The sequence below is a fragment of the Sphingomonas sp. PL20 genome (assembly GCF_017875905.1).
GTDB classification, from domain to species: domain Bacteria; phylum Pseudomonadota; class Alphaproteobacteria; order Sphingomonadales; family Sphingomonadaceae; genus Sphingomonas; species Sphingomonas echinoides.
Map to the genome: position 1 here is coordinate 2,087,955 of NZ_JAGINH010000002.1, position 18,800 is coordinate 2,106,754.

The 18,800-nt window shown below is 64.6% G+C and carries 12 protein-coding genes; 1 reads left to right on the forward strand and 11 read right to left on the reverse strand.

The features are described from left to right. Positions 1-129: 129 nt before the first annotated feature. The 11 genes from argE to H4W01_RS09710 form a co-directional block, all read right to left on the reverse strand. Positions 130-1,299: an acetylornithine deacetylase gene (gene argE, locus H4W01_RS09660; RefSeq protein WP_209610838.1), complete on the reverse strand. Its 1,170-nt coding sequence runs from the start codon at positions 1,297-1,299 to the stop codon at positions 130-132. Positions 1,300-1,336: 37 nt separating this feature from the next. Further along, entirely contained in the window at positions 1,337-2,809 is a 1,473-nt protein-coding gene (locus H4W01_RS09665) for an efflux transporter outer membrane subunit (RefSeq protein ID WP_209610839.1), read from the reverse strand. Further along, complete coding sequence (locus H4W01_RS09670; RefSeq protein ID WP_010403056.1) at positions 2,806-4,407, reverse strand: DHA2 family efflux MFS transporter permease subunit; 1,602 nt, start codon at positions 4,405-4,407, stop codon at positions 2,806-2,808. Before H4W01_RS09670 ends, H4W01_RS09665 begins: the two co-directional genes overlap by 4 nt. A gap of 1 nt (position 4,408) precedes the next feature. Further along, positions 4,409-5,518: an HlyD family secretion protein gene (locus tag H4W01_RS09675; protein ID WP_209610840.1), complete on the reverse strand. Its 1,110-nt coding sequence runs from the start codon at positions 5,516-5,518 to the stop codon at positions 4,409-4,411. Further along, positions 5,515-6,180: a CerR family C-terminal domain-containing protein gene (locus tag H4W01_RS09680; protein ID WP_334685218.1), complete on the reverse strand. Its 666-nt coding sequence runs from the start codon at positions 6,178-6,180 to the stop codon at positions 5,515-5,517. The genes H4W01_RS09675 and H4W01_RS09680 overlap by 4 nt, the downstream gene beginning before the upstream one ends. 60 nt (positions 6,181-6,240) lie before the next feature. Then, positions 6,241-7,734 carry a flavin-containing monooxygenase gene (locus H4W01_RS09685; RefSeq protein ID WP_209610841.1) on the reverse strand — a complete coding sequence of 498 codons (1,494 nt, stop codon included), beginning with the start codon at positions 7,732-7,734 and terminating at the stop codon, positions 6,241-6,243. Positions 7,735-7,797: 63 nt separating this feature from the next. Further along, on the reverse strand, positions 7,798-12,027 hold the full coding sequence (locus H4W01_RS09690) for a translocation/assembly module TamB domain-containing protein (protein WP_209610842.1): 4,230 nt from the start codon (positions 12,025-12,027) through the stop codon (positions 7,798-7,800). Then, positions 12,027-14,003: an autotransporter assembly complex protein TamA gene (locus tag H4W01_RS09695; RefSeq protein WP_334685219.1), complete on the reverse strand. Its 1,977-nt coding sequence runs from the start codon at positions 14,001-14,003 to the stop codon at positions 12,027-12,029. The genes H4W01_RS09690 and H4W01_RS09695 overlap by 1 nt, the downstream gene beginning before the upstream one ends. Before the next feature lie 171 nt (positions 14,004-14,174). Further along, entirely contained in the window at positions 14,175-16,256 is a 2,082-nt protein-coding gene (locus H4W01_RS09700) for a malate synthase G (protein ID WP_334685220.1), read from the reverse strand. 87 nt (positions 16,257-16,343) lie between these two features. Continuing rightward, entirely contained in the window at positions 16,344-16,796 is a 453-nt protein-coding gene (locus H4W01_RS09705; RefSeq protein WP_010403063.1) for a MarR family winged helix-turn-helix transcriptional regulator, read from the reverse strand. Further along, positions 16,793-17,461, reverse strand: a complete 669-nt coding sequence (locus H4W01_RS09710; RefSeq protein ID WP_209610843.1) for a YoaK family protein — start codon at positions 17,459-17,461, stop codon at positions 16,793-16,795. The genes H4W01_RS09705 and H4W01_RS09710 overlap by 4 nt, the downstream gene beginning before the upstream one ends. Before the next feature lie 105 nt (positions 17,462-17,566). On the opposite strand from H4W01_RS09710, the gene hppD reads away from it, so the two are divergent. Further along, positions 17,567-18,646, forward strand: coding sequence for a 4-hydroxyphenylpyruvate dioxygenase (gene hppD / locus H4W01_RS09715; RefSeq protein ID WP_209610844.1), 1,080 nt, complete (start codon positions 17,567-17,569; stop codon positions 18,644-18,646). The last annotated feature ends 154 nt before the right edge of the window (positions 18,647-18,800 follow it).

Consider the following 18,800-nt stretch of genomic DNA (forward strand, 5'->3'; position numbering starts at 1 on the left):
TCCTGTCAGCGGCATTACGCGCACAGGGTTTCGCTGTCCCGATTCGGGACTGGGGCAGTGTGTCCCAATATGGTTAAGACGGCTATGCAAATAAAAGAGCGGCACCTGACAGCGTAATCAGGTTTATCGTTACGCCATTGCCTCAACCAGCCGCGCCATAAACGCCGCGCCGCGTTCAAATTGCGCGATTTCCAGATATTCGTCCGGCTGATGCGCCTGCTCAATCGAGCCCGGCCCGCAAATCACCGTCGAAAATCCAGCCCCCTGAAACTGGCCGGCCTCTGCGGCATAGGGTACCGCGCGCGCAGGCCCGTTATCGCCAGCCAGGCGGCGGGCGAGTGTTTCGGCGGCTCCGTCCGCCTCGGGCGCAAAGGAAGGTGTTGCCGATCGCCGCACGACCGCCACCCCGGCATCGGCAAAACGCGCGCGCAACGCGCGGTCCTCGCGGGTGCAGGCCTCGAGAAACGGGGCGATGATGCGGTCGGGATCCTGGCCGGGCGGTGTGCGCAGATCGAACACGAAACTGCATTCGCGGGCGAGAATATTCACCGCCGTCCCGCCCTGCATCAGCCCGATCGTCAACGTCACATGCGGCGGGTGATAGAGCGATGCGGGGTCGCCATGCTGTTCGAGCGCCTCTGCCAAGGCGCGCAGCTGCGCCATAAGGCCGATCGCAACCATATTGGCCGACACACCCAGATGCGTCAGGCTCGAGTGCGCTTCGTGCCCCTTCACCGTCACCCGCCAGGTCGAGATGCCTTTGTGGCCGCTGACCACCTCCATATTGGTCGGCTCCCCAACGATCACGGCGAGCGGTGCGGGAAGCTCGGAGACGAGTTCGCGAATCATCGACGGCGCGCCCAGGCACCCCACTTCTTCGTCATAGGAAAAGGCCAGATGCAACGGCCGCGCGGCAGCGCCGGTTGCAAACCGCGGCACCACCGCCAGCGCGAGCGCGAGGAATGCCTTCATGTCGCACGTTCCGCGACCATAAAGCCGCTCACCACGTTGGGTCAGGACGAACGGGTCGCTGGTCCAGGCTTGCCCGTCGACGGGGACGACGTCGGTATGGCCGGAAAGCACCACGCCGCCTGCCACCGCCGGGCCAATCGTCGCGTACAGATTGGCCTTGGTCTGGTCGGCATTTGCTACCCGTCGACTGGTCACGCCGTGCCCACGCAGAACGTCCTCAACATACCCGATCAGCGCAAGGTTCGAATCGCGCGAGGTGGTGTCGAAGCCGATCAGCGTTTCCAGATGCCGCAGACCGGCGCTTTTCAAGTCATCGCTCGGGGTCATGTAACGCACCTTAGGCGTACCTGCGCGCGCTTGCCAATCACCCGGCGACTGAGTCCTCCCATCCGCCGCCAATCGCCTTGAACAACGCCGCACTGTCCTGCCGCAATTGCGCATCGCTCGCGACCAGCTGCTCGCGCGCGCTGAGCACCGCGACTTGCGCATCGATCAAGCTGTTCTGCGCGACAAAGCCGGTGCGATACTGCGCCTCGACCGCGTGCGCGGTCGCTTGCGCGTCGGCGACCGCGCGCTGCAACGCCGCATTGCGGCGACGCTCGGCATCTATCCGCGCGAGCGGATCCTCGACATCGCGCAACGCCCCAAGCACGGTGGTGCGATAGCGCAGGTACGCTTGTTCCCGGTCCTCCTTGCGCAGGCCGACCGTCGCCTTGCGCCGCCCCCAATCGAGCAAGGGGAAGGTTACCCCCCCTACCCCCGTCGCCTGGATACTGTCGCCGGACACGAGCGATCCAAGCGAGGTGGAGATGAGTTGCGCCATCCCGGTCAGTTTGAATTTCGGGTAGAGGTCGGCCACCGCCACGCCGATATCTGCGGTCGATGCCGCCAATTGGCGCTCGGCCGCGCGAATGTCGGGGCGGCGGCGCAGCAGATCCGACGGCAAACCGGCGGGAATGACCGGCACCGGCTGCAATGCCGGGAGCGGCCCGGTCAGTTCAGCCGTCAGACTTTCCGGCTCGGTCCCCAGCAAAATGCCCAGCGCGTGAATCCGCACCCGCACATCCGCGCGCAACGGCTCAAGCCGTGCCTCGATGCTGGAAATAGACTGCTGCTGTCGTTTCACGTCGATTTGTGGACTGAGCCCGACCTTGGCGACATTGCCCGCGATCTGCAGCGCGCGCCGCTGCTGGCCGAGTTCGTCCTCGACCACGGCAATTTGCGCCTGGTCCAGTCGTAGCGCGAAATACGCTTGGGCGACTTCGGCCCCCAACGTCACCGCCGCATCGCGCTGGGACCAGATCGCCGCGTCGGTGCGTGCCAGCGCACCCTCCACACCGCGTCGCCCGCCGCCGAACAGATCGATCTCCCAACTGGCATCGAACCCGGCGGTGTAGGTGGTAATTCCGCTACCGGGCAGCGCAATGCCGCCGCTCGAGCTCCCGCCGCTGCTGCCACCCGAGAACAGGCTGGCGAGCGATGAAAAGCCGGCATTCTTGCTGAATTCGACATGCGTCACATTGCCAGTGGCGTCGACGGTCGGCTTGCCCACGGCATGCGCGGCGATCTCGTCCAGCCGCGCCTGCCGCACGCGCGACGCCGCGATCGCGATCGTCGGGCTGTCCTTCAGCGCCCGCTCGACCAGCGCCGTCAGCGTCGAATCGCCAAAGGCGGTCCACCAACGGGCAGGATCGATCGCGGCACCCGGCACACCGGTCTGCGGCTCGGCAAAGGCCGCAGGGACCGCCATTGCCGGCGCATGATAATTGGGGCCGACGGTGCAACCGCCAAGCAAGGTTGCGCCAAGCAGCGCCGCCGTAACGAGAGAGCGGGTCAATGCGCCATGCCTCCACCACCGCCACCGGATTTGCCGGAGCGCATCAAGAAAACGACGGGCGCGACGCACAGCACCACGACCATCAACGAATGAAACACGTCGAGAAAGGCAAGCATCGCCGCCTGCCGCTGCACCTGGCTGTAGAGCACGGCGAGCGGCGTGATGGTGTCGCCCGGCCCGCCAAAGGTGCTTCCGGCCTTGGCTAGCCAGTCGTTATAATTGGGGTTGAGCGGATTGAGCCCATTGACCAGATCCGACTGATGCCGCTGCAGGCCCGATGCCAGCATCGTTTGCGATGCGGAAATGCCAATCGATCCGCCGAGATTGCGCGCCACGTTCAACATGCTCGACGCTTGCGCGGTCTTGTTCTGCGGCAAGCCGACATAGGCGACCGCGCTGATCGGGACGAACAGGAACGGCAGCCCCATCGCCTGATACAGCCGCGCCACGCCCGCATCGAGGAAGGTGATGTCGGCGTTGAGATGCGTCATGTTCCACAAGGCGAATGCCTGGACGAGCAAGGCCGGAAACAGCAACAAGCGCACGTCGACGACGCCCGACAGCCGCCCGGCAAACGGCACAGCGACCAGCGTCGCCACCCCGCCAAAAGTCAGCGCCAACCCGGCCTGGAACGAGGTATAGCCAAGCACCTGCTGCAACATTTGCGGGATCAATTGGGTGGTGCCGAACAGGATCATGCCGGTCACGCCCATCACCAGCAGCGTCAGCGAGAAATTCCGGCTTTTCAGGAGCTTGAGATCGAGCACCGGCTCGGGATGCCGCGTTTCCCAAAAGCCGAGCGCGATCAGCGACACGGCCGAAATCGTTGTGGTCGCGATAATCAAGCCGCTCGCAAACCAATCCTCCCGCTCGCCGCGATCGAGCGTAAGTTCGAAGAACCCCAGCCCCAATGCGATCAGGATGATGCCGATATAATCGACCCGGATGCCGCGCTTGAGCAGCTTCGCGCGGTCATCCTTGATCGCCTTGGGTTCGTCGACGAACAGGTTGACGAGGAATAGCGACACGATGCCGATCGGCACGTTGATGAGAAACACCCAATGCCAGCTCGAATTCTCGGTGATATAGCCGCCCAGCGTTGGCCCGAGCACCGGCCCCACCACCACCACAATCGCAAATGCCGCAAACGCCATCCCGCGCAATCGCGGCGGGAAGGTATCGGCGAGCATTGATTGCTCGACCGGGGCCAGTCCGCCGCCGCCAATTCCCTGCAAAACGCGCGCTATAACGAGCGTCGAAAGGTTGGGGGCGAGACCACACATGAGCGAGGACAGCGTGAACAGCGCGATAGAGATCATGAAATAGCGCTTCCGCCCGATCACATCGGACAGCCAGCCGCTGATCGGGATGATGATCGCGTTGGCGACCAGGTAGCTGGTCAGCACCCACGTCGCCTGATCGTTCGAAACCGACAGGCCGCCCGCGATATGATCAAGCGCGACGTTCGCGATCGACGTGTCGAGCACCTCCATGAAGGTCGGGATCGAGATGATCGCGACGATCAGCCACGGGCTGAAACTGCCCGCTGCGGACCGGGTCGGATCCCATCCGTCCGCGCGCGCTGCGGCGCTCGCCATCTTAGCGAACCTTGACCGTGGGGATTACCGACATGCCAGGCCCCAGCGGATATTTGCGGGGATCGGGCGCATTTTTGGTATCGAACTCGATCCGCACCGGCACGCGCTGCACCACTTTGACATAGTTTCCGGTCGCGTTCTGCGGGGGCAGCAAGGCAAATGCCTGGCCCGCGCCGCGTTGGATCGAGTCGACATGGCCCTTGAACTTGACGTTGGGATAAGCGTCGACCTTGATGTCGACCGGCTTGCCTGCGGTCATGTCGCGCAGCTGGGTTTCCTTGAAATTGGCGGTCACCCAGATGTGATCGGGCACAATCGCCATCAACTGCGTGCCCGGCCCGACATAAGACCCGATATTGACCTGACGATTAACCACTTGCCCCGCGACCGGCGCGACCAGCCGGTTGTCGCCGAGCGTGACATTGGCCTGCCGCACCGATGCCTGCCGCGCCTCGATCACCGCACGTGCGGCGGCAACCTGGCGGCGCGCAACCGCGATATTGGCAGCGGCGCTATCGATCTGCTGCCGCGCCGCCGCCGCTTCTGCAGCGGTGGAACGCGCCGTTGCCCGTGCCGCATCAAGCTGCTGCCCGGCAACGGCGGCAGGGTCGATCCGGCGTAGCGCTTCGTAACGCACGAGATCCTGCTGCGCCTTGGCGGCGGTGGCGATCGGTGCCCGCGCTTGTGCGACCGCCTGATCGCGCGTGGCCTCCGAGGCCAGAACTTGCGCCCGCGCCTGCTCGAACTGGGCTTGCGCCTGCTTCACATTGGCGTCGGCCTCGGCGACCTGCGCTTCGGGCCCTGACGGCTCGATCACGGCCAGCACCTGGCCTGCTTCGACATGGCGGTTATCGATGTCCGCGACCGACTTCAGCGTCCCGGCGACTTTCGGCGCGATCCGCACGATATGCGCATCGACAAAGGCATCGTCGGTCGACTCATATTGCCGTGCGTCCAGATAATATAGCACCGCTGCGATCACGATCGCGCCGACCACCAGGACGAAAATGATCCAGAACAGCGGCTTGCTGAAGATCGACGGCTTTGCGGGTTCTTCGGCTGCCGAGGGATCCTCCCCGGATTTCGCTTCGGGCTGGGGCGTGTCGCTCATGAAAGCTCCTGTCGTTCGGCGATCAGTCGGTCGAGAATGGCATCGGTATTGGCGGCGATCCGGCCCCCAAGCGCGGAGATCGCGGAGGCATCAAGGTCGGGGCACTGCATCAGCTTAAGAACCGTCGCGCGCGAAGCCCGCAGCGTCACGACCTGCCCAATCAAGGTGACAACGGCCACGCGTGCCGTATCGCCATCGTCGCGACCGGTTGCGATCTGGACAAGGTGGGCAAGCGTGCGGAGCATGGTCCCCAGCATCCCGCCATAAATGCGCTCGAATGCAGCGGTCGGCTCCATCTGCTCGCGCATGATAAAGAGCGAGTAGGACGTGTTTTTTTGACCCGTCATCTTCTCGACCAGACTGGCCAGGATGGCGTGGATCAGCGTGCGGGCGGCCGCTGGCGTCATGCCTTCGGGAACGCCGCCGTCAATCAGATGCGAGAGCGTACCGCCCATTTGCGCGGCAATATGGTCGGCCGCGGCAAGGTATAGCCCTTCCTTGCCACCAAAATGATAGGTGATCGAGGACATCGCCGTGCCTGCCGCAGCGGCGATGCTGCGCGTGCTCGCGCCTTCCAGCCCCTTGCTGGCAAATTCCGCGATCGCGATTTCAAGGAGTCGTTGCTGGACCACGCGACGCCGATAATTCGTTCGAACGAACAAGGCAATCTGCAATTTGTGCAACGCCGCAAAAACGCGGTTCTTGCGGTTAGGTTGCGTGGCTCACGCGTTTATCGTGTGCTGCGTCGCTTGGGCGGCTTCGGGAATTGCGGGATTGGAAAACTCCATCCCGTCATCGACCGATCCGTAGCGCAGCGCGAGCAAGTCGCGCGCATAATTTTGATGGACGCGCCACGGCGTCTTGCTGCCCTGCTTCGGGAATTTCTCCATCGCGCGGGTCACATAGCCCGAGCTGAAGTCCAGAAACGGCGCTGGCGTTAGCGCGGCATCGCCAACGCGCGGGGTTGCCTGTCGCAACCCGCGCTTCTTCATGGTGTTGAGCAGCCGACAGACATAGGCGCAGGTCAGATCGGCCTTCAGCGTCCACGAGGCATTGGTATAGCCGAACGAGGTCGCCATGTTCGGCACGTCCGAAAACATCATCCCTTTGTAATTGAACGTCTTTGAGAGATCGGCCGGGGCACCGTCCACGCTGAACGCCACGTCGCTTAGCAATTGCAATTCCAGCCCGGTCGCGGTCACCACTACGTCGGCGGGCAGCTCCGCGCCCGATTGCAACGTAATGCCGTCGCGGGTGAAATGCGCGATCGTGTCGGTCACCACCGAAGCCTTCCCGCTCTTGATCACCGCGAACAGATCGGCATCGGGCACCAGGCATAGCCGCTGGTCCCACGGATTGTAGCGTGGGGTAAAATGCGTCGCGACGTCGTAATCGGCACCAAGCTCGCCCCGCACCATTTCGATGAGCCGCTCCTTGGTCTTTTCCGGGCGCTTGCGGGCAAGGTTGAAGAAGAACATCTGGAACAGCACGTTGCGCCAGCGCACGAGGCTATAGGCCAGTTTCGCGGGCAATTTGGCGCGCAGCCAGTTGGCCGTCGCATCTTCGGCCGGTCGCGACACGACATAGGTGGGCGAGCGTTGCAGCATCGTGACGTGCGCCGCGCTCTCGGCCATCGCGGGCACCAGCGTCACCGCAGTCGCCCCGCTGCCGATTACCACCACGGTCTTGCCCGCATAATCGAGATCGGCGGGCCAGAATTGCGGATGGACGATCCGGCCGCCGAAATCCTCCATGCCCGGCCATTCCGGTGCATGGCCGCGCGCGTAATTGTAATAGCCGCTGCACATGAAGAGGAAATTGCAGGTGAAAGCGACGGGCCCGTCCGGCCCCTCCGCTTCCACCGTCCAGCGCGCCTCTGCCGTCGACCAGGCCGCGCGCTTGACGTGATGGCCAAAGCGGATGTGGCGATCGATACCATAGTCGCGCGCGGTGTCGCTAACATACTTCAAAATCGAGGGACCATCGGCGATCGCTTTCGCCTCGGTCCACGGCTTGAACGCATAGCCCAGCGTAAACATGTCCGAATCCGAACGGATGCCGGGGTAGCGGAACAGGTCCCACGTCCCGCCCAATGCCGCTCGTCCTTCGAGAATCACATAGCTTCGGTCGGGGCATTGGGTTTGCAGATGATAGCCCGCGCCGATCCCGGAAATCCCCGCACCGACAACGACGACGTCGAAATGTTCCATGCTCATAATCGCTCTCCGTAGGATACCCGATATTCGATTTTCGGGCTCACGGGAAGCGATCCGTTGCGATTAGAAATCTTTCTTGTAGCGCACCGTGACGTTGGACCCACCGAACGACCCGGCTTGCGACAGCACACTGAGCGCCTTGGTCAGCGAAACCTCCAATTGCGTGGCGGTGAAGCCGCGCGCATCGGTGATTACCTCCACATAGATGTTGTTGGTGATGTATTTGCCCGCCGCCAGCGACGTGCTGCGCCCGGTGGCGCTGTCCGCCCCGAGAATGCGCAGCCGATCGATCCCGGCGACCGAGCGCAATTTGCCAAGCGGGTTGAGCCCGCCGCCGGAGCCGCGCAACGAGTTGAGCGCGGCGGCGAGCTGGATTGCCTGGATCGCCGACAAATTGGTGACCGAGCTGCCGAACAGCAAGCGGCTGAGCACCTCATCCTGCGGGAGAGCCGGCGTCGAGTTGAACGCGATTTGCGGCTTCTGGCCCGTGCCCGAGACATCGATCACCACCGTGATGCCGTTGGTGGTGGTCGTGGCACTCAGCGCGATTTGCGGATCGATTAAAGCGCCGCCGTCGAAACGGATATCGCCCTTGGTTACGTCGAAGCGCTTGCCGGCGAAAGAGTAGGTGCCGCGCACGATCTCGAGATTGCCGGTTACGCGCGGGGCGAGCGAAGTGCCGACGACGCGCAAATCCGCTTGCCATTCGGATTCGAGCCCCATGCCCGACACGAACAACTGATTGTCCGCACGCACGCGCAGGTCGAGCTTGAACAGCCCGGCCGGTTCGGCAGGCGCGGTCGCCTGCGCATTGGCCTTGGTGAGGTCGCTCTTGCGGCGCACCCCGGTCAGTTCCGCAACATCGGCCTGCCCCTGGCGAATGATCTCATAGCGCGCATTGGGGATGCGCAAATCCCCCGTGATCAGGCCGCCATTGGCCTTGCTGTTGGTGATCGCGATCGTGCCGGTCGCAGTCGCGCCGAGCGCGTCGCTGCTAGCGAGGCGCGCATTGTTGAGCGTCGCGCGGACATCAATCGGGAAGCCCGCTGCCGCCGAGAAGCCGACCGATCCCTGCCCCTGCACGGTCCCCTCGCCCGCCCGCGCCGACAGCTGCGTGATCTCCAGCCGGTCATTGGTGAAGCGCCCGGCGAGCTTCATCTGGGTCAGCCGCGTGCCATAAACTTCATTGTCATAGGTCAGCGAATCCGCCCGGAGCAGGCCGGTCAGTTGTGGAGCATCGACGGTGCCTGCAAAATCGGCCGCCACCGCGATTGGCCCCGACAGTTGCTGCCGCGACAGGCCCGCAAAGGAGAACAGCACGCCCGACGGACCATTATAACGAATGCCGCCCGACAAGGGGGCCGCCATCAGCCGCTGCGTCCAATCGCTACCGCCGCCGAGCGACCCCAGCGTGACGACCAACCGCCCGATCGTGGTGCCCCCTCGCTGCACCAACGCGCGCAGATCGCCGCCATTGGCGTTCAGGCCGATCTGCGTGACCAGATCGACGGGTTCGGAGACGCTCGCCAGGCTCGATCGGGTGAACCGCGCGACGCGGAATTGCCCGGCGATGGTCGGCACAGCAGCCCCGCGCGGCTGGGTATAATCGAGTGCGCCGGTGGCCGATCCGCCAAGACCGAGATCCGGCACGATCGCGTTGGCGACCGACAGATCGAGCGCATCGAGCCGCAGCTTGGCAACGAGCCCCGCACCATAATCGGCGGCAATGCGCGCACTGCCCTTGTCGAAATCGATCCGCGTCGGCTGGAGATGATAGGTCCCCCGCTCGATCGCGATCCGCGCAGGCGTGCCGGTCTTGAAGCCGATGCCGTTGGCCTGCCCCTGCGCCGCGACCAGCCACAAAGTCGGGCTCAGCCGCGCATTGGCGGCAATATGGAACGGCACCCCGTTCGAGCCCGATGCCACCGCCTGCGCGGTGCCATTGCCATTGACGTAATTGATCTTCGCGCGTGCGCTCGACAGCACCGCCGCGCCGTAGCGCAGATCGGCAACTTGCGCGTCGGCAACGATCTGCGGCGCGTTGGGGTAGAGGATCGCCTGTGCATTGACGATCGCGCGTCCGATCGTGAAGTCGACCGCGCCCGGAACCTTGGCGTTGCTCGCGCGGGCGGCGACATCGATGCGCTGCACCTTGCCCTGCGCGGCGAGCAGCGCAGCACCGCTGATGCCCGATCCGGCGAACTGAACACGCCCGGCGAAAGGCCCGGCCGGAAGTTGCTGCAGCTTGCCGGTGAAATCGACCCCGGCGAAACGCGCCTTGCGGATGTCGACCGTCAATTGCGTGCCGGGCGTGACGTTTAGGTCGGCGGTGAACGGGCCATATTGCGTGCCGCCCTTGGCGAGCACGGCATAAGACGACCCCGTGCCGCGCACCGTCGCTTCCAGATCGACCAGCCCCACCCCAACGCCGGGGCGCGGCGCGCGCAGCAGCACGACCGGCTTGGTCGCAGTGCCCGTGACGCGGGCGAAGAGCGGGCCATATTGCGTCGAATACGCGTCCGCTTCGACCAGTAATGGGCCCTTTGGGTCATAGCGCCCCTGCCCGCGCGTCACGCGGAATTGCGGCGCGGCCAAATGCAGGTTGCGGAAGGTGACGATGCCGTTCGGGTCATAGCCGACATCCGCCGTCACCACCGCATTTCCACCGAGGAAACTGCGCGCGCCGTCATTGAAGATTTGCGAGGTCCTGGCCGCGACATGGCCGGTGATGCCGAAACCGCCGCTCGCCACCGTCACCACTTTGGCGTCGGTGCGCAGCGAGACGATGCCGACGCCATCGATCCGGTAATCATTCACCCGCCCGTTGAGCGCACCGCGATAGAGGCCGGTCTTCAAATTAGCGACGACCAAGGCGGTCGCGTCGATCTTGTTCGAACGGATCCGCAGATTGTCCGACAGCAGCGTATTGCCGGTGATGGCAATATCGCCATTGATCGCGACAGTGTCGAACAGGCCACCCGCCGCCGCATTGAGTCCGGTCACGCGCGCAGCGCGGGCGGAGAGCGGCACGATGATATGGTCGGCATTCACCCGCGCCAGCCCCGACGCGTAGAGCTTCTCAACCTGCGTCTCGCCAAAGCCCAGCACGGCGGCCGTCACGACATAATTGACGGTTGGCGTCGCGAATTTTCCATCGAGCACGACGCGCGCCGCCACATCGCGCCCGCGCAAATTGGGGGCGATCGCGCCGGGGGTCAGCAACTTCGCATCGACCGCGAATTGCCCAAAACGGCTCTCGGCAAGGTCGAGCAGGCCCTTGGCATTCAGCGCCAGCGCATCGGAGCGCAGCGCCCCCGACAGCGTCACGCGCCGCTGATCGAGCGTGGCGGTGAGCGCGACCTGCACGCGCGGCGCGGTCAGCCGGGCGAGCGGATTGGCCGCGCTCGCCTCCGTCTTGGGCGCGCCGCCGGGATACAGGCCCGGATTGGCGAAGCCGCGCACGGTGAAGGTGCCGCTGTTCGCGGTCAGCGCCAGATCGGTGAAGGACGCGCCGCCCAGCGTGCCGGTCGCCTTGCCCTGCCACGCCTTCCAGCTACCCTTGCCGCCAATGCTGAAATCGAGCGGGGCCTTCAGCCCGCTCATGCTGGCGACCACGCCGGTTGTCGGGGCAACCAGATGCGCATCGAGGTCCAGCCGGTTTGCATCGGGCACGGCGTCGAGCTTGAAGGTCAGCCGATCGCCGCCCGCAATACCGCGCCCGGCCAGCGCCGAGACGCTGGCGGTCACTTGCGCGCGCCGCTCGGCAATGTGGGTCGCGCCGTCGATCTTGAGGATGTGGACCGCCCCCGTCACCGGTTGCGCGAGCACCATCCGCGCGACCGTCAGTCGCCCGATATCAATGTCCAGATCGGGCAGAATCGGCGCATTGGGGTCGGTCGGCACCGCCTTGAACGCCGGGGAGCGTTGCATCGTCACCAGCGCCGCCTGCGCCGAGCGCACGTCAATATGGTTGTTCAGATAGGCGAACGGCCGCCAATCCACCGCGATGCGCGGCGCGGTCAGGAACACGCCCTTGGGATCGCTGACGCGCACATCGGTCAACACCATTGCGCCGTACAGCGAACCTTCGATCCGCCCGACCTTGATGTTGAGGCCAGACGCCGTGGTGTACCCGCCCAGTGAATTGGCGATGATCCGGCGGCCCGGCGCGGTGTTGAGACCAAGCACCAGGAGCCCGGCCAGAACGATCAGCCCCAACAGCGTGAGCCCAACCCATTTCAGCGCTCGCTGCCAGAGGGGTGCACGCGCGATGACGACAGTCTGTTCGGTCATCAAAAGGCCTGCCCAATGGAAATGTAGAGCGCGATCTTGCCGTCGCCCTTGCGCGGGTTGAGCGGCGTCGCGACGTCAAAGCGCAGCGGCCCGAAATTGGTATAGAAGCGCCCGCCAATCCCGGCCCCGAAGCGCAAGTCCGTCGCCTTGGGCAAGACGCTCTCATAGGCATTGCCGCCATCGAGGAAGGGCACGATCCCGAAATTGCCGAAGCGGTAGCGCGCCTCAAGCGCGAATTCGTTGATCGAGCGGCCGCCGACCGGATCGCCATTGGGATCGAGCGGCCCGAGCCGCTGATAGCCATAGCCGCGCACCGATCCGCCACCGCCGCCATAATAACGCCGCGACGGTGCAAGATCGTCGCGATCCGTCCCAGCAATCGACCCGGCGCGCACCCGCCCGGCCAGCACGATACTGTCGCCGATCGGATAATAGCCGCTCGCTTCGACCAGCGTTCGCGCATAGGGGCGCACCGCGCCGCGCACCGAAGTTTCGGGGCTGAGGCTGAGCTTCAGGCGATAACCCTTGGTCGGGTTGAGCAGGCTGTCCGAACGATCAAATTCCACCTGCCCGGGTAGTGCCGCGATAAAATAGGTCGCGCGCCGCCGCGCGCCACGCCCGAAATCATAGACGCTTTCATTGGTGCCGGTCAGCTCGAACCCATAAGCGTAGGTAAACTTCTTCTGCCAGATCGGCGTGGAGTCATACGAAATTCTCCCCGAAAACGTGGTCGTGAAGGCGTCGAAGGCGTCGTAATTGGAATGGTCGGCCCCAGCCGTGAAGGTCACCGTCCGGTCGCGCCGCCCGGCATTGGAGCGGCGGAAGGTGGCAGTGGCCCCTTGCTCCTGCGTGCCCGCTACCGCCGTCACGATCAGCGCGCCTTCGGGCGGGAACAGGTTGCGATGCGTGAACGATCCTTCCAGCCGGATGCCCTGCCCGGTGCTGTAGCCGCCGCTGACCGCCATCGAACGCGCCGGCCCGCGTTCCTGCTCAACCAGCAGATTGACCTGCTCGGTCCCATCGGGGCCGATATTGCCGGTGCGGACCGGCTCCACCGACACGGTCGAGAACAACCCCGTCGCGACCAACGCCGCGCGCAGATCGTCGACCTTGCGATTGTCATACAGGTCGCCAGGCTTGAAGCGCGTCAGCACGCCGACATGCGCCGCGCCGAACGCCAGCCGCCCCTCAGTAGTAAAGGTGCCGAACGAGGATCGCGGGCCGACATCGACCGGCAAGGTATAATCGCCCGTTCCCGCAACGTCATCCAGCAGGATGTCGCGCTGCCCGACCTTGGCAAAGGGATAACCCCGCTGCGGCAGCACCAGCGCAACATTGGCTTCCGCGCCCTGCACCCGCTCGGCCTCGATCGCTTCGCCGGTGCGCAGCGGGAGCAGGCTTTCGACCAGTCCAGCGGGAAGCGTCGGTGCCGCCTGCACCGTAATCGTGCCGAGCTTATACTGTTTGCCCGGCGTGGCGGAGACGATCGCGCGGACGCGTGCGGTGTCGCCGGGGATCTGCTCGATCGTCGAGATGGCGGTGCCATCATAATAACCGAGCGACTTCATCAGGCGGATCGCCAGATCTTCATCCTCATGCCCGCGCGCCGAGACCACCGTGGCATTGGCCGCCTTGCCGTCGCCGCCCCTGAGCGCCGACAGGCCGTTGAACTTGCCGGTCAGCCCGAGCGTATCCAGCCCGCGTATGACAGTGTCGTAGCGGATGTCCGGGGCCTTTGCGTCCTTGACGGTGACATCCACAAGCGGCGTCGAGTCGAACGCCTGCAACGCCGGTAGCGGCTGCGTTAATTCGGGCGGCACCGCTTCCGCTGGAGCAGCCAGAGTGGGCATGGCGATGGGTGAAAGTGGTTCCAGCGGGGCGTTGATGTCGTTCGACAGCGGCGGCAGCGCCTTGTTGAACGTATCATCCGGGACGATCGGCGGTTCGGCGGTTTGCGGATCCCCTACCTTCGGCATTGGGGCGGGAACAGCGGACGGCGCTTGCTGCACGCCGCCAGCGGCCACAGCGATCAGTCCCGTTGAAAATAGCAGCAAACCCAAAACCCGCGCTTCCCCGCTTCATGTCAGAGGGTCTCGCGATCCCAGCCCCCGCCTTACCGTCTAACGCGCAACGGCGAATAGGTTTCCCTAAACCGCCTTCGCCCGCAATCGATAGGCGTGCAGCAACGGCTCCGTATAGCCATTGGGCTGGTCAATCCCTTCAAACACCAACGCGCGCGCCGCCTGCCAGGCGAGGCTTTCGGGGTGCCCGCTCATCGACCGGTACAAAGGATCACCGGCATTTTGCGCATCGACCTTCGCCGCCATGCGCGCAAAGGCTCCATCGACGTCTTCGGTTGTCGCGACACCGTGCAGCAGCCAGTTGGCGATATGTTGCGAGGAAATCCGCAATGTCGCGCGATCTTCCATCAGGCCGATATCGTGGATGTCGGGCACTTTCGAACACCCCACCCCCTGATCGATCCAGCGCACGACATAGCCGAGAATGCCCTGTGCGTTATTGTCCAACTCGGCGCGCACTTCCTCGGGCGTCCAGTTGCGGCCGACCGCGACCGGCACGGTCAGCAGCGGCCCCAGCCCTGGGACAGCCTCCTTGGCAATTTCGCGCTGCCGCGCGAACACATCGACCTTGTGGTAGTGGATCGCGTGCAGCGTAGCCGCCGTCGGCGACGGCACCCAGGCGGTGTTCGCGCCCGCCATGGGATGGCCGATCTTCTGCGCCATCATGTCGGCCATGCGATCGGGTGCGGCCCACATGCCCTTGCCGATCTGCGCCTTGCCGCTCAGCCCCGCCGCCAGCCCGATGCGGACATTGCGATCCTCATAGGCCTTGATCCAATCGCTCGACTTCATCTCGACTTTGGGGATCATCGGGCCCGCACGCATCGCGGTGTGCATCTCGTCGCCGGTGCGATCGAGGAAACCGGTGTTGATGAAGACGATGCGATCCTTCACCGCCGCGATGCAGGCGGCGAGGTTCGCCGAGGTGCGGCGCTCCTCATCCATCACGCCAACCTTGATCGTGTGCCGCGTCAGACCCAGCAGATCCTCGACCGCATCGAACAGGGCGTTGGTGAAGCTGCACTCGGTCGGCCCGTGCATCTTGGGCTTGACGATATAGACCGATCCCGCGCGGCTGTTGCGGAAGGTACCCAGCCCGCGCAAATCGTACAGCGCAATCGTGCTGGTGACGATCGCGTCGAGAATGCCCTCGGGCGCATCGCTACCATCAGCGAGGCGGATCGCCGGCGTCGTCATCAAATGCCCGACATTGCGCACGAACAACAGGCTGCGCCCGGCGAGCACCAGCCCATCGTCATAGACGCGGTCGGGGTTGAGCCGCCGCGTCACCGACTTGCCGCCCTTCTCGAACGTGTCGGACAGATCGCCCTTCATCAGCCCGAGCCAATTGGCATAGGCCGCAACCTTGTCCTCCGCATCGACCGCCGCGACCGAATCCTCCAGATCGCAAATCGTGGTCAGCGCGGATTCAAGGATGACATCGGCGATGCCAGCCCGATCCTCGCGCCCGATTGGATGATCGCGGTCGACCACCACCTCGATATGCAGCCCATGATTGACGAACAGCCACGACGCGCCCTTGCGCCCCACCAATTGCGCAGGATCGCGCAACACTGGCTCCGCATCGTGAAAATCCGCCCAAGAGCCCGCCGCCAGCGGCACAGCCTCATCGAGAAACGCCTTGGCGGCCGCGACCACTTGCCGCCCGCGCACCGGATCGTAACCGCCCGGCACTGCCATGCCCGGCAACGCATCGGTGCCGTAAAAGGCATCGTACAGGCTGCCCCAGCGGGCATTGGCGGCGTTGAGCAGGAAGCGTGCGTTGAGGATCGGCACCACCAGTTGCGGCCCGGCCATCGTCGCCACCTCGGCATCGACATTTTCGGTGCCGATGGTGAACGGCGCAGGCTCGGGCACAAGATAGCCGATCTCGCGCAGAAACGCCTCGTCCACCGCTCCGCCTGCCTGATAGCGCGCGTCGATCTGCGCCTCCAGTGCATCGCGCACGCCCAGCAACGCACGGTTTTGCGGGGCAAACGCCTCGTAGATCGCGGCGACGCCCTGCCACCAGCCGCCGGGTTCAATGCCGAGCCCCGGCAACACGCGCTCCTCGATGAAACCAGCCAGCGGCGCTGCAACCGAGAGTCCAGCGCGGTCGAGCATGGCGGGGACGGGCGAAGCGGTCATGGGAACATCCTCCTGAAAAGCGTCTCGGCCTGGGGAGGGCTATGCCGCGCTTAGGCCACGAGCCCCCCGCCCTTCAACCCCCATCGTTCACCCGCGATCCGCATCGAAGGGTGCCGCCGACGCCTCGATCCGGTCGAGCATCTCGCGAAAGCTGGCAATTTCCTCCGCCGTGAAACCCTCGAAAACCTGCGCTTCCAGTTCGAGCGCCTTGGGCGCGACATCCTCGTACAGCGCCCGCCCGGTGCTGGTCAGCATCAGCAGATGCGAGCGCTGGTCGCCCGGATTGGGCCGCCGCGCGACCAGCCCGCGCTCGACCAGCGCGGTCGCGGCGCGGCTCACCGTCACCTTGTCCATGCGCGTCGCAACGCCCAGCGCCTGCTGCGTGATCCCGTCATGCTCGGCGATGATCGCGATCAGCCGCCACTCGGGAATCTTCAGTCCGAACAGTGCCTGGTACGTGCTGGCGATCGCTGCCGACACGCGGTTCGACGCGATCGACAAGCGATAGGGCAGGAAGTGATCGAGCTTCAGGCCTGTCATGCCGGGCCCTTGGCGGTCGCCACACCGAACAGCACTTCACCCCGAAAAATCGTAAATACCGCCAGCGCGACCAGAACCGCCGATGCGATCCACAATCCGCCAAAGCCGAGCAGCGGGAAGGTCGCCGCGCCCGTGATGGCACCCCCGACCAATCCGATCCACAGATAGAAATGCGGAAGCCATGCCCAGCGGGGACCGCCCTGTAACGCCAGCGCCAGCCTTTGCCCCAATTTGACCAGCGTCCCGGTCATATACGTCAAACCGAGCCGCACCTCGCCATCCTCCTCGAACACGGTGTTTTCCGCGCCCATCGCCAGCGCCATCAGGCTCGCCGCCGCCCACACCGCGCCGGATTCCCCCGCCGTTCCCGCCAGCGCGAGCAGCACCGCCATCCACGCCAGGATCAGCGGGTGACGATACCGCCCCGCTATCCGCCCGATCATCGATCCGATGACCACGCCGCCGACAAAGGTCGCGATCAATTGCAGCGCCAGCAAAGCCGCCGCGTGATGCTGCGCAACCCCGACCGCGAGCCGGGTCGAGTTGCCGCTCATGAACGACACGAAAAAACCGCCGGTCGTAATGAAGCCGATCGCATCGACAAAGCCCGCGAGGGCGGACAGGCAGACGGCAAAGCTGCGTTGGCGGGCATCGTAACGGATCACCGGCTTTGTGTATCGGTCCGGCGCGGCCCCGTCATCCCCCGCTGGACCTCGCTTCCGATCATCGGTATAGTTTCATTTGTTACCAGTTTCTCCGGAGCAGCACCGATGACGACACCTGAGACCAAGCCCGAAAACCCGATGGGCCTGAATGGCTTCGAATTCGTCGAATTCACCTCGCCCGATCCGGAGGCGCTCGCCGATCTGTTCGTCAAGATGGGCTTCACCCACACCGGCACGCACAAGTCGAAGAACGTCCGCCGCTATGCGCAGGGCGACATCAACTTCCTGCTCAACATGGACGAGGCCGGCCAGGTCGCGGGCTTCCGCAACGCGCACGGCCCCTCGGCCAATGCGATGGCGTTCCGCGTCGCCAATGCCGAGGCTGCGTTGAAGCTCGCGCTGGAGCGCGGTGCGACGGCGGTGTCGGGCGCGCACGGTCCGGGCGAGCTCGAGATTCCGGCGATTGAGGGGATTGGCGGGGCCAACCTCTATCTGGTCGACAAGCATGGCGACGAGACGATCTACGACACCGATTTCGTGCCGACCGGCGCGACCGCTGAAGACCATAGCGTCGGCCTGCACACGCTCGACCATCTGACGCACAATCTCCAGCGCGGGCGGATGGACTATTGGGCGGATTATTACGAGCGGATCTTCAATTTCCGCCAGATCCGCTATTTCGACATTGAGGGGCAGTCGACCGGCCTATTCTCCAAGGCAATGACGGCGCCCGACGACAAGATCCGCATCCCGCTCAACGAAAGCCAGGACGAGCATTCGCAGATCGAGGAGTTCATCAAGGATTATAAGGGCGAAGGGATTCAGCACCTTGCACTGTCAACCGACGACATCTTCGCCACGGTCGACGCGCTGCGCGCCAACGGCATCCGCTTCCAGACGACGCCGCAAACCTATTTCGACCTGATCGACAAGCGCTTGCCCGGTCACGGCCATGACGTCGCCGAAATGCGCAAGCGCGACATTCTGATCGACGGCGCGCCTGAGACGGGCGGGGGCCTGCTGCTGCAGATCTTCACCGAGAATATGGTCGGGCCGATCTTCTTCGAGATCATCCAGCGCAAGGGCAATGACGGCTTTGGCGAAGGCAATTTCAAGGCGTTGTTCGAAAGCATCGAACTCGACCAGATCCGCCGCGGCGTGGTGCCGGGCAAGGTCGAGGCGTAAAACTTTCTCCCTCGCCCCTGGACAGGGGAGAGGGATACCGCAGCTTGGTCCCGCTTCTTCAGCGGGGCCTAGCGAAGGTTGGGAGAGGGGTCGATCGCGCGAGGCCGCACACTTTGCCGCCCCTCTCCCCAGCTTCGCTAGGCAGCAAGCTGCC

Coding starts and splice junctions, on each gene's coding strand:
- argE (WP_209610838.1), bottom strand. CDS start 1,299: ATGACCCCGAGCGATGACTTGAAAAGCGCCGGTCTGCGGCATCTGGAA.
- H4W01_RS09670 (WP_010403056.1), bottom strand. CDS start 4,407: ATGGCGAGCGCCGCAGCGCGCGCGGACGGATGGGATCCGACCCGGTCC.
- H4W01_RS09675 (WP_209610840.1), bottom strand. CDS start 5,518: ATGAGCGACACGCCCCAGCCCGAAGCGAAATCCGGGGAGGATCCCTCG.
- H4W01_RS09685 (WP_209610841.1), bottom strand. CDS start 7,734: ATGAGCATGGAACATTTCGACGTCGTCGTTGTCGGTGCGGGGATTTCC.
- H4W01_RS09690 (WP_209610842.1), bottom strand. CDS start 12,027: ATGACCGAACAGACTGTCGTCATCGCGCGTGCACCCCTCTGGCAGCGA.
- H4W01_RS09695 (WP_334685219.1), bottom strand. CDS start 14,003: ATGCCGAAGGTAGGGGATCCGCAAACCGCCGAACCGCCGATCGTCCCG.
- H4W01_RS09700 (WP_334685220.1), bottom strand. CDS start 16,256: ATGACCGCTTCGCCCGTCCCCGCCATGCTCGACCGCGCTGGACTCTCG.
- H4W01_RS09705 (WP_010403063.1), bottom strand. CDS start 16,796: ATGACAGGCCTGAAGCTCGATCACTTCCTGCCCTATCGCTTGTCGATC.
- hppD (WP_209610844.1), top strand. CDS start 17,567: ATGACGACACCTGAGACCAAGCCCGAAAACCCGATGGGCCTGAATGGC.